The organism is Anaerococcus murdochii, assembly GCF_019957155.1.
Taxonomy (GTDB): Bacteria; Bacillota; Clostridia; order Tissierellales; family Peptoniphilaceae; genus Anaerococcus; species Anaerococcus murdochii.
The window spans coordinates 574,363-586,411 of record NZ_JAIPME010000002.1; the positions used below are offsets into that span (position 1 = coordinate 574,363).

Genomic DNA, 12,049 nt, shown 5'->3' on the forward strand with positions numbered 1-12,049 from the left:
CCATTTTGCTTTTAAAATTCCTTGGCCTTATAAATATTGCTAGAAATTTTAAAGGAAAGAAAGCTTATTAAAATTGTTACAATCACAAGGCCTAGAGCCAAGATATTCTTATTCAAACTCACACCAAAATTTATCAAGTCTAAAAGTTTCTCTTTGTTTGCCCCAAAATAGGAAAAGCTTCCAAATATTATAAAGTAAAATAGGACGAATATCATCCTGGACTTTTCTTCCCCAAACTTATACATGAGGGGAAGTTGGACTAAGGCTATGAAGTTTGAGAAAAATAGGACGCTTGCACAGTAAAGGGCAAGGGGCAATTTTACTCTGTAGCCAACAATTATGCTTATGATAAGGGCAAAGATTGAAAGAATCCAAACAAAGGCGTATCTTGATCCAACGATTTTTTCCTTGCCAATTCCTGTCGAAATCAAATACTTATCAATGTGGCTTTCGGAGTCGACTCCAAACAAGATTCCCAAAAGGATTGTTGGAAGTAGGATAAAGGTCAGAGGGAAAAATTCTAGTTGGCCCTCATTGTTGAAAACAAAGGCAATGGCTGCCATGATTAATGTCATTAGCCCAATTGATGTCTTTGTTGTTGTAAAGTCCTTATATATCAAGGCTTTCATTGTAGGCCTCCTTTATCATATAGACCATGATATCTTCGATTGATGGTTTTTCTATGTCAAAACCAGCTGGCATTTTTACTCTTCTTACCAAACACTCCCTGCCAAATTGATGTTTTCTCACACCTACAAGAGCACTTTTATCAAGGCTTTCAAATTCATCATCTCCTAGGGAAACAAGGCCGTATTTTTCGCTAAGCCCGTCTTTTTCTTCGTTAAAAATAAGCTGGCCCTTGTGGATAAAGGCGATGTAGTCGGCGATTTTTTCTAGGTCTGATAAAATGTGAGAAGAAATCAAAACTGTGTGGTTCTCATCTTGGATAAAATCTAAGAGGATATCCAAAAAATCATCCCTTACAACCGGGTCAAGGCCGCTTGTAGGCTCATCAAGGATTAGGATTTCTGCCCCATGACTCATAGCAAGGGCAAGTCCCAACTTCATTTTCATCCCTCTTGAAAAAGCCTTAACTGGAATATTGGCAGGAAGGGCAAAATTTTCCATAAATTCATAAAAAGTACCCTTCTCCCAGTGGTCCTTATAGAGCAATGAGTGAAATTTTTCTATTTCATTCACTTTCATAGATCCCGGCAAAAATAGGTCATCGTAGACAAAGCCAAGCCTGTATTTTTCGTCAACAGACAAGTCTTTTATGTCCTTGTCAAAAATTTCTATCGCTCCATTATCTCTGCCAATTACATCCAGGATAAGCTTGATAGTGGTAGACTTTCCAGCCCCATTTTCGCCGATAAAACCTGTTATAGTTCCCTTTTTGATCCCTAAATCGACAGGGCCCAGCCTAAAATTGCCGAAAGATTTGCCTAGATTTTTTATTTTTATTGCATCAGTCATCAGTATCCTCCAATATATCAACTAGGGCGAGGATTTCTTCTTTTGAAATATCGCCTAGTCTTGCAAGCTTGATGACTTCCTTGATATGGTCTTCGATTTTAACCATGAATTTTTCCTTGACCATTTGTGGGTCCTGGCTTTTGATAAAATTTCCCTTACCTGGAACAGAATTGATTAATCCATCCTTTTCTAATTCGTCGTAGGCCCTCTTGGTTGTAATCACGCTCACCCTAAGCTCCTTGGCAAGAAGCCTTATGGAAGGCAGGGGTTTGTCAATATCTAGCTTGTCATCTAAGATTGCATCCCTAATCTGATTTTTGATTTGTAAATATATCGGATCTTTACTCGAGTAATTTATTTTTATGTCCATATATCCTCCATCTGTATATAGTGTATATTAACAGTTATAATTTGTCAAGACTTTTGGGAAATAATTATGAATTGTTTTTGCAAATCAAATTGAAATCCCAAGAAAAACCTAAAATTCACCCTAAAGACTTAGAAAAATATCCAAGGTCATTCCGATGAACGAAGTGAAGAGGAATCCCATAGACTTGGGTTTAGTATGTTTATTATTGCATTCTATTTGTTAAAAAACTTTTTATCAAAAAAAGCCCCGAGTGGGGCTAATTTCTTTATCAATTTTTAAGTTTTCTATAAATTTAAGTCTATTTCATAGGTCCTTTTGGCCTTTTTAAACAAAAATTCTCCGCTTCTCACACTTGCCAAGCACTCTGCCCTATTTCTGATGGCATCATAAGGACTAGATGCGTCTAAGACTATGAAATTGGCGGATTTTCCAAGATCTAAGCCGTAAGAATTTTCCAAATTCATGGCCTTTGCCCCATTTATGGTCACAAGGTCAAGAGCCTTTTCAAAATCTTCTTCCTTCATGAGCTGGGCCATGTGGATGCCGTTATCTAGGATATTCATGAGGTTGCCATTGCCGGCTGGATACCAAAGGTCGACTATGGAATCTTGGGCAAAGCATACATTTATGTCATTGTCGACAAATTCACGAACCCTGGTCATGCCCCTGCGTTTTGGATAGGTATCCTGTCTCGCTTGAAGGTAGGCATTTTCTGTTGGAAGGGCCACGAAATTCATCTTTGACTTTCTAAAAAGTCCCATCATCCTAAAGGCATAGGCATTGTCAGCCGAACCAAAAGAGCAGGTGTGGCTTGCTGTGACCCTTTTTCCTATATCGTGGATTAGGGCCTCGGCATTTAGGACTTCCACAAAGCGTGCCATAGGATCGTCTGTTTCATCACAATGGACGTCGATTAGCTTGTCATATTCCATGGCCAATCTTACAATTTCCTTGATGGATTTTTCCCCAAGTTCACAGGACCATTCATTGTGAGGAATACCTCCAACCACGTCAGCGCCAAGCTTTAGGGCTTCTTCTACCAAATCTCTACCAGTTTTTCCTTCCTCCTTGTAGGAATACATACCATTTTGAGGAAAGGCTACGACTTGGATTGTAATCTTATCTTTAAGTTCATCTCTCACTTCAAGGGCGGCCCTTATGCCTGTTAAATTTGGGTCGGTGCAATCAGTTTGGGCACGGATATATTGGGTGCCGTGGCTTGCGCACTCAAGAACAGCAGCTTTTATCCTTTCCTTCATTTCTTCCTTGGTAGTTCCCTTTTTAAAATCATTCCAAATATCAATGGCCTCAAAAAGTGTGCCCGACTCGTTTTTAGCCTTGTCAGTCTTTCCTACCATGTAATAGTCAAGGTGAAGATGGCTATCAACATAAGGTGGAATTACAAGAGAACCTTCAAGGTCGATTACTTGGTCAACTTCCCCTAAATCTTTGCCAAAACCCACAAATTTTCCATCTTCAACTAAAATTTGGTCACAATCTTCGTGGCCATATATTACTGCATTTATAAATTTTTTCTTCATTATTTTCTCCATACATAAAAACATTTCTACTCATATTATATCACAAAAGGGCAAGCCAACGCTCACCCTTGTCTGTAAGAATATATTAAATTTCCCTTGATTTTATGATTCTTCCTCGCTTTTCTCGTAAGAATTACGCCGAGGAATTCTCTTTCATAAAATTTAAGGAAGATCCCTTTGTATTAATATCTTGGCCTTTCCTTATAGGAGGTGTGGAGTAGTTCGTGGGCACGCCCGCTACCCGGTTCTCCCAAATATTCCTCGTAGAGTTTTTTGATTGAAGGATTTTCGTAAGATTTTCTGTAGGTTTTTTCCTTATCTATGGAATAAAGGCCCTCTGCTCTTTTCTTTAGGATTGTTAGGTCTCCCTTGTGGTAAGGTTGGCCACCGCCACCTACACAACCTCCAGGACAAGCCATTACCTCTATGGCGTCGAGTTTTTCTTCGCCAGAGCGGATTTTTTCTAGGATTTTTCTGGTATTTCCAAGGCCGTTTACAACGCCAATGTGAATTTCCTTGCCATTTATATTCACAACCGCCTTTTTAACTCCCCTAAGGCCCCTTAATTCCTCGTATTCGACCTTATCAAGGCTAGCTCCTGTGAGGGTGTCATAGGCCGTCCTGATTGTGGCTTCGATTACACCACCGCTTGCACCAAAAATTGTGCCGCCGCCTGTAGATTCGCCCAAAGGATTGTCAAAGTCGGATTTATCGGTATTGGCAAGATCTATGCCCGCTTCTTTGATCATTGAGGCAAGCTCCCTTGTTGTGATGACTATATCAACATCGGAGAAGCCTTCTTCGTTGAGTTCATCCCTTTTAGCCTCATATTTTTTGGCTATGCAAGGCATGACTGAAACAACGGTTATCTTTGCAGGATCCATACCGATTTTTTCTGCATAATAGGACTTGGCAATGGCCCCAAACATCTCGTGTGGAGACTTGCAGGTTGATGGAATATCAATTAAGTCAGAAAATTGGTGTTCCATGAAATTTACCCAACCTGGGCAACATGAAGTGAGAATTGGCTTGCCCTCCCCAAGTCTTTCTATAAATTCGTGGGCTTCTTCCATAATTGTGAGGTCTGCTGCAAAGTTTGTATCAAAAACCCTGTCAAAACCGAGATTTCTAAGGGCTGTCACCATCTGACCTGTAACTTCAGTTCCTGGTTCTAGGCCGAATTCTTCGCCCAAAGCCACCCTCACAGCTGGGGCAACCTGGACAATTACAAGGTCTTCATGGTTTTTCCTGTGGAGGATATTCCAAACTTCTGATACATTTGATTTTTCAGTCAGAGCTCCAGTTGGGCAAACAGCCAGGCACTGGCCGCAGAAGGTGCAGGTTGTATCAAACATTGGTCTATTAAAAGTCGAACCGACATGGGTCATAAAACCACGTCCGATTTCAGCAAGGGCTCCCACAGTCTGGACTTCATTGCACATGGTCTCGCAGCGCCTACAAAGTATGCACTTATTCGGATCTCTTACAAGAGAATAAGACGAATCGTCTATTGGTAGATTTCTCTTTTCACCTGGATATTTTATTTCCCTAATATTTAAGTCTGCAGCTAACTTTTGAAGCTGACAGTCGAGATTTTTCGCACATTTAAGGCAATCAGTCGGATGGTCTGAGAGGATTAATTCCACGACAGCACGCCTGGCCCTGATTACCCTTTGGCTATCGGTCCTAATTTCCATCCCATCCTTGGCAAAGGTGGCGCAGGCTGGGATGAGATTTCCCTTATTCACATCTTCTACCAGGCAAACCCTGCAAGATGCGAGTTTATTTACAAAATTAATGCCAGATAGGTCCATGTGACAAAGGGTAAGAATATTGATATTTAAAGCCTTGGCGGCTGATAAAAGGGTAGTTTTTTCCCTGACTTCTATTTCTGTGTCATTTATTTTTAATTTTATCATGTCTCCTCCTAGCATAAAACTATGGCCTTAACTGGGCAGTTATCCATGCAAGTACCGCACTTGATGCAGACTTTTTTGTCGATGTGGTGGATTTCCCTGGCCTTGCCAAATACCGCCCCAACAGGACACGCCTTGGCACACTTGGTACAGCCGATACAGGTGTCTGTAATCTCGTAGGAAAGCAAATCTTTGCACCTTTTTGCAGGGCAGGTTTTGACATTGCCAACATGGGCTAGGTATTCGTCATAAAAATAGTTCATTGTTGAAAGGACTGGGTTTGGCGAAGCTTGGCCCAGACCGCAAAGGCTGGTTTCAGAGACAATTTCTGACAGCTCTTTGAGTTTAAAAAGTGTTTCCTCGCCGGCCTTTCCTGTTACGATTAAATCAAGCATTTCAAGGAGCCTTTTATTTCCAATCCTACAAGGTGTGCACTTGCCGCAAGATTCATCCACAGAAAATTCTAGGAAAAATCTCGCCACATCCACCATGCAGTCGTCTTCGTCCATGACAACCATGCCGCCAGATCCCATTATAGAGCCAATTTCCTTTAGGGATTCGAAATCGCAACCTGTGTCAAAAAGTGATTTTGGTATGCAACCGCCTGATGGGCCACCGGTTTGGACGGCCTTGGCTTCCTTGTCATTTTGGATGCCCTTGCCTATGTCGTAGACAATTGTATTAATAGATGTGCCCATTGGCACTTCTACAAGGCCAGAATGTTTGACCTTTCCAACTAGGGCAAAGACCTTGGTTCCTGGGGATTTTTCTGTACCGTAGGCCCTAAAATAATCCGCTCCTTTTAGGATAATTTGGGCCACATTTGCCAAAGTTTCAACATTATTAATTACAGTAGGTTTTCCCCAAAGACCCTTGACTGTTGTCCTAAATTCCTTGTTTCTTGGCTGGCCACGCTTGCCCTCGATTGATTCCATAAGGGCTGTACCCTCGCCACAAACAAAGGCTCCAGCTCCAAGCCTTAGGTCAATATCGAAGGAAAAATCTGATCCTAGGATATTTTCCCCAAGCAAATTGTATTTCTTAGCGTCTTCTATGGCGTGCCTTAAGGCCTTGACTGCCTTTGGATATTCGGCCCTAACGTAGATAAAACCTTGGTTTGCACCAACAGCTCTGGCACAAATCGCCATGGCCTCAAGGACTGAATGAGGGTCATTTTCAAGAACTGACCTATCCATAAAGGCACCTGGGTCGCCCTCGTCAGCGTTACAAATTATGTATTTCGTATCGACATCTTGTTTAAAGGCAGTTTCCCACTTGCGACCAGCCGGAAAACCTGCTCCGCCCCTGCCCCTAAGGCCTGAGTCTGTGACGACCTTTATAATTTCTTCCCTGGTCATGTCGTAAATGGCCTTTTCTAGGGCAAAATATCCGTCACGGCCTATGTATTCTTCTATTGATCCAGGGTCAATTATGCCGCAGTTTCTCAAAACAAGCCTGGTTTGTTTTTGATAAAATTCGCCCTTAAGCCTGATATCTTCGCCGTCTATGTAATAATTTTCTGGATCAAGCCTAGAAATAAGCTTGGCAAATCCATCCTTTTTGATATTTTCAAGCCTCGACTTCATCTTTTTCCTCCAAAACTTCCTTGATGATATCAGCTGCCATGCCCTTAGTCACATTGCCGATATTTTTTGATGAATCAATACTTAAAACAGGTGCTATTCCGCATTCGCCTATGCACCTAGCCTCGGCAAGGCTAATCTTGCCATCAGCTGTAGTCTCTCCAACTTTGATTCCAAGCTCATTTTCAAGGTTAGAAAGGATTTTATCAGAACCTTTGACATAGCAAGCTGTGCCCAAGCAAACGCAAATCTCGTGTTCTCCCTTTGGAATAAAGGAGAATTGGGAATAAAAACTTGCCACGCCGTAGATTTCTGAAGAGTGAACACCCATTCTTAGGGCCATGAGGTCCACAATTTCTTCCGGTATGTAGGAAAAAATTTCCTGTGCCTTCTGCAAAATCGGCATAACAGCGCCCTTTTTGTCCTTGTTAGCATCCAAGAATTCTACAAATTGATCAAACTTTTCCTGATCTTTCTTAAAACAAAAACTCATAGCTTAACCTCCTATTAATGGTAATAAAAATTTTGAAGGCAAAATTTTTATGGTCTTCACAATATATACAAGTGCAAAGCACGAAGTATAAATTGTTGAAGAACCTTATGTAATTTTTTCATAAGAACGCGACGAAAAGGAGCGTTCGTTGAAAAAGATTACCTTCCTTATTAATATTCTATAATTTCATAATATCAGAATATGAAAACAATTTCAACACCTAAGTTCATTATTGTTTAACGATTGATAATAATTATTAAAATCGTTTTCAATATAACAACAAAAAAAGACTTGAAAAACATCTTCCAAGTCTCTTCAAATTAAAATTTACTTAAAATGCCCAGTTGCCGTCCTTAAAAATTGGGAAAGCTTGGCCATCTTTATAGCCTATTATTTCAAGGTCCTTATCGCCAACCATGAAATCTTCGTGGATTAGGGAATCATTTAGGCCTACTGAATTTACTTCGCTATCGTCAAGGTCAGCTCCGCCTTCAACACAGGTTGGGTAAGCCTTGCCTAGGGCAAAGTGGCAGGAAGCATTCTCGTCAAAAAGTGTATTGTAAAATAGAATATTTGAATTTGAAATTGGACTATCATAAGGCACTAGTGCGATTTCTCCAAGGTTTTTTGAGCCCTCGTCAGATTCAAGCATTTTTGCTAGGGTGTCCTTGCCTTCTTTGGCTTCAAAATCAATTACCTTGCCATCTTTGAAGGTAAATTCAAAGTGATTTATAACCACACCATTGTAAACAAGAGGTTTAGTTGCTACAAGCCTGCCGTCAACGCCATCATATTGTGGAGCTGTGAAGACTTCCTCAGTTGGCATATTTGGAATAAACCTGTCACCCTTTGCATTCTTAGATCCTGCAGACATCCAAATGTGATTTTTTGGTAATTTCACCTTAAGATCTGTACCATTAGTTGATTTGTAATGGACATAGTCAAATTGGTGGCTATTTAAAAAGTCAGCCTTATCATCAAGTGTCTTAATGTGGTCTTCCCAATTTTTCTTAGTTTCTTCCCAAGATTCGGAAACCCTGCACACATCAAGGATAACTTCCCAAAGCTTATCGCAAGCAGCCTCGCCCTTAAGGTCTGGGAATACTTTTTCTGCCCATTTTACAGAAGGAACTGAAATCACAAGCCAAGAGACAATGTCATTCATGGTGTATTTTACAAAGTCCTTTAATTTTAGGGAACGAGCCTTGACAGCCTCAGAAATCTTAGCCTCATCAAGGCCTTTGAGTAAATCTGGATCATCAGAAACAATAGAAATCCTGTTTGACCTCTTTTCAGCAATCTGATAGCGAGATTTTTCCACAACCCAGTCAGGAACTTCGTTAAGTGTTTCCTGGCTTTCGTATTCGTAGGCAAACCTAGTAAGGGCATCGTCAACCCAATTTACAGAAACAGCACGAGCTCCTTTTTCATAAGCAGCCTTAGCCATAAGACGAGCAAGTTCAGGCGATTCCACAGGAGATGAAATTAAAACATCCTCCCCACTTTGCACATTAACACCAAACTCAACAGCAAGCCTGGCAAAATTTTCTATTCTTTTTTGCATATTTCCTCCCTTATATAAATAGTTTTATATATTATACCTTTTATAAAAATTTCATATCATTCTTAAAATATAGATTTAATAATTCTTTCAAAACATCAATATCGAAGAAAGATAAATAATGGAGTATAATGAAGCATTTATCATCAGCCCTTTTAGCATGGAAGGGAGGTGAGAGCATGCGAGAATTTTTGGAATTCATTTTGTCTATCGCAGCAAGTGTAGTTGGTTACTATGTTTGCAAATGGCTAGATAGCAAAATCAATGATGATAATTAGCATAAATAAAAAAGACGAGCAAAGCGGGCTCGTCTTTTTTTGGTTGAGACCATGCAATATCTCTGGAATTCATGGTTAATATTATTATACTTATTTAGGGTGGAATTTCAATAACATTATTTTTTTACTTATAATAGATAAGTTTTTTTACTTAAGACTAAAATCTTTATCTAAGCGAACAAAGTGATATAATAGTTAATAGTTAAAACGAATTAAAAATTATTTTTTATGAGAGGAGAAAAAATGAAAAAAAGATGTGATGTTGACCCTAAGGAAACTTGGGCCATCGAAGACCTTTACACTTCTGATGAAGCTTTTTATGCTGATCTTGAAAAATTAGCTGGAATGGCTGATGCTTTTAAGGAAAAATATTCAGTTCTTGAGACTAGCGAGGATGTTTATAATTCTCTTGAGGCTTATTCTGATATAATTTCCCTTACAGACGGTCTTGGTACTTTTTCTGGAATTTCTAAGGAAACAGATGCCACAGACGATGCTATGGCAAAAAGAGATGCCAAATTTGGAAGCGAAGTTTCTAAGATTTTTGCAAAACTTTCTTTCTATGATTCTGCCCTTGTCAAAGTTGACGGCAAAATCTTGGATGAAGTTATAGAAAATCATCCAGACTACGCTTATTACCTAAAAAGAGTAAAGGAAACTGCCAAATATCTCTTAGATGAGAAAACAGAAGCAGCCCTTGCTGCCCTTGCCCCAACCTTTGATGCTCCATATACAAATTACAACGACATGAGATATGGGGATATGAAGTTTGAAAACATCGACCACAATGGCGAGGAGGTCGTCCTTAACCACAACACTTTCGAAGAATACCTCGAAGGCGAAACCGACACAGAATTAAGAAGAAGGGCCTTTGCTGATTATCACAAGGTTTTAGGAGCTTACCAAAACGCTGACGCTTCAGTTTATAACAACCTTATCCAAAACGAAAAGATAATGGCAGACCTTCGTGGCTATGAATCAGTATTTCACTATCTTCTAGCCCGCCAAGACGTGGACTTTGATGTTTACGAAAACCATATTGACATAATTATGGAAAAACTTGCTCCAATTATGAGAAAATATGCAAATATTATCAAAAACCACTACGGCCTAGACAAGATGACCTATGCAGATTTAAAACTTGCCATAGACCCAGAATATGAACCACAAGTTTCTATAGAAGAAGCGAGAGACTATATAGTTGACGGCCTTTCACCACTTGGCGAAGAATATATCGGCTACATGAAAAAGGCCTTTGAAGATAGGTGGATAGATTATTCTCAAAATATCGGCAAGAGAACAGGTGCTTTCTGCTCATCTCCTTACCCATCCCACCCATTTATCATGACCACTTATAACAACTCAATGAGCCAAGTTATGACCCTTGCCCACGAACTAGGCCACGCCGGCCAAGGAATCCTTTCAAATGCCAACCAAAACGCCCTATCATGCGATATGTCCATGTACTTCGTCGAAGCTCCATCAACAGCCAACGAAATCACCATGGAAAGATATCTCCTTAAAAATGCAAAAGACGACAGGGAAAAACTTTGGGTCCTATCAACCATGATTGGCAAGACCTACTACCACAACTTCGTAACCCACTACCTCGAAGCAGCCTTCCAAAGAGAAGTTTATAGACGTGTAGAAAAGGGCGAAAGCCTCTCAGCTGCAGACTTTAACGCTATTTTCAAAGAAAAACTAGAAAAATTCTGGGGCGATTCTGTAATCTTAAATGAGGGATCAGAACTCACCTGGATGAGACAACCACACTACTACATGGGACTTTATTCCTTCACCTACCAAGCAGGCCTAACAATCGGCACAGCCATCTCAGAAAAAATAGTCCATGGCACTGAAGAAGACAGAAAACAATGGCTAGAAGTCCTAAAACTAGGCGGATCTATGGGACCAATAGATTTAGCCAAAGCCGCTGGTGTCGACATGACAACAACAAAACCAATAGAAGACGCAATAGACTTTATCGGCCAAATCGTTGATGAAATTGATGGGCTTTTGAAAAAACTAAATATGTATAAGTAAGCAAAAACCTCCCGAATTTGGGAGGTTTTTTTCATCTAAGATAACCTATCTTTCGTTCACTTTTTTTCCAGTCATATAGGCAATGTGAAAAGCCAACATCTTTGTATTTTTAAAGCCAGCCGCCATATTTTCATCGACTAATTCCATATTTGGGTAATATTTTTTGGCTAAGTTTATCATTGCTTCTCTGGCAAATTCTTGGTCTTCTATTTCTTCAACTAGGCCGTAGGCTACGACTGATGCTGTGTTTTTTGACCAGCCGTCTTCTGAAATCCCTTCTTCTAGGATGGCAGTAAAACAAGCCTTAGGATCTTTTTTAATACAGTCAATCTTGTAACCAGTCTTGGTGCCGTGAAAATAAAGTGCCTGGTTTTCCTCATCATAGACGTAATTTAAAGGCAAACCATAAGGATAACCGTCATCTCCATGGAGAGAAAGGACTCCCCTTGCAGCCTTATGAAGGACTTCCCCTGTTCTTTCTGGACTCAATTCATTTTTTACTTTTCTAATTTTTCTAAACATCTAATCCTCCATGAAATATATTTACTAGGATTATACTTTAATTCTTAGTAATAAGAGAAATCCCAACAAAATGCAACAATATCCATTTACATTTGTTTTTTTACTAAATTTAAAAAACTATAAATAAAACGAAATTTGCTATCATGATAAAGAGTTGATGAATATAGGGAGAAATCTCTCAAACACTTGTATTTAAGCCACTTTTGACTTGAAATATTTTTTAAAATTAAGTATGATAAACCTAACACAATGTGTTTTGTAGACAC

10 protein-coding genes are annotated in these 12,049 nt (G+C 39.7%); 1 reads left to right on the forward strand and 9 read right to left on the reverse strand.

The genetic code is table 11. The annotated features are described in order from the left end of the window. Window positions 1-11 precede the first annotated feature (11 nt). From K8P03_RS03095 to K8P03_RS03130, 8 genes are all read right to left on the reverse strand, one after another. The gene (locus tag K8P03_RS03095; protein ID WP_223418222.1) at window positions 12-629 is read right to left on the reverse strand and encodes an ABC-2 transporter permease; all 618 of its coding nucleotides are present in this window, start codon (window positions 627-629) and stop codon (window positions 12-14) included. Beyond that, complete coding sequence (locus tag K8P03_RS03100; RefSeq protein WP_223418223.1) at window positions 610-1,476, reverse strand: ABC transporter ATP-binding protein; 867 nt, start codon at window positions 1,474-1,476, stop codon at window positions 610-612. Before K8P03_RS03100 ends, K8P03_RS03095 begins: the two co-directional genes overlap by 20 nt. Then, window positions 1,469-1,846, reverse strand: a complete 378-nt coding sequence (locus tag K8P03_RS03105) for a GntR family transcriptional regulator (RefSeq protein ID WP_223418224.1) — start codon at window positions 1,844-1,846, stop codon at window positions 1,469-1,471. The genes K8P03_RS03100 and K8P03_RS03105 overlap by 8 nt, the downstream gene beginning before the upstream one ends. Before the next feature lie 284 nt (window positions 1,847-2,130). Continuing rightward, window positions 2,131-3,387 (reverse strand): amidohydrolase family protein, encoded by a 1,257-nt coding sequence (locus K8P03_RS03110; RefSeq protein ID WP_223418225.1) that lies wholly within the window; start codon window positions 3,385-3,387, stop codon window positions 2,131-2,133. Window positions 3,388-3,569: 182 nt separating this feature from the next. Further along, window positions 3,570-5,306 (reverse strand): NADH-dependent [FeFe] hydrogenase, group A6, encoded by a 1,737-nt coding sequence (locus K8P03_RS03115; protein WP_223418226.1) that lies wholly within the window; start codon window positions 5,304-5,306, stop codon window positions 3,570-3,572. Between the two features lie 8 nt (window positions 5,307-5,314). Next, window positions 5,315-6,889, reverse strand: a complete 1,575-nt coding sequence (locus K8P03_RS03120) for an NADH-ubiquinone oxidoreductase-F iron-sulfur binding region domain-containing protein (RefSeq protein ID WP_223418227.1) — start codon at window positions 6,887-6,889, stop codon at window positions 5,315-5,317. Further along, on the reverse strand, window positions 6,873-7,379 hold the full coding sequence (locus tag K8P03_RS03125) for an NADH-quinone oxidoreductase subunit NuoE family protein (RefSeq protein ID WP_223418229.1): 507 nt from the start codon (window positions 7,377-7,379) through the stop codon (window positions 6,873-6,875). The genes K8P03_RS03120 and K8P03_RS03125 overlap by 17 nt, the downstream gene beginning before the upstream one ends. A 331-nt stretch (window positions 7,380-7,710) precedes the next feature. Continuing rightward, the gene (locus K8P03_RS03130) at window positions 7,711-8,943 is read right to left on the reverse strand and encodes an aminopeptidase (protein WP_223418231.1); all 1,233 of its coding nucleotides are present in this window, start codon (window positions 8,941-8,943) and stop codon (window positions 7,711-7,713) included. A 518-nt stretch (window positions 8,944-9,461) separates the two neighbouring features. On the opposite strand from K8P03_RS03130, the gene pepF reads away from it, so the two are divergent. Then, the gene (gene pepF / locus K8P03_RS03135; protein ID WP_223418233.1) at window positions 9,462-11,261 is read left to right on the forward strand and encodes an oligoendopeptidase F; all 1,800 of its coding nucleotides are present in this window, start codon (window positions 9,462-9,464) and stop codon (window positions 11,259-11,261) included. A 45-nt stretch (window positions 11,262-11,306) separates the two neighbouring features. On the opposite strand, the gene K8P03_RS03140 is transcribed toward pepF, so the two are convergent. Beyond that, window positions 11,307-11,783 carry a pyridoxamine 5'-phosphate oxidase family protein gene (locus K8P03_RS03140; RefSeq protein ID WP_223418234.1) on the reverse strand — a complete coding sequence of 159 codons (477 nt, stop codon included), beginning with the start codon at window positions 11,781-11,783 and terminating at the stop codon, window positions 11,307-11,309. Window positions 11,784-12,049: the final 266 nt, after the last annotated feature.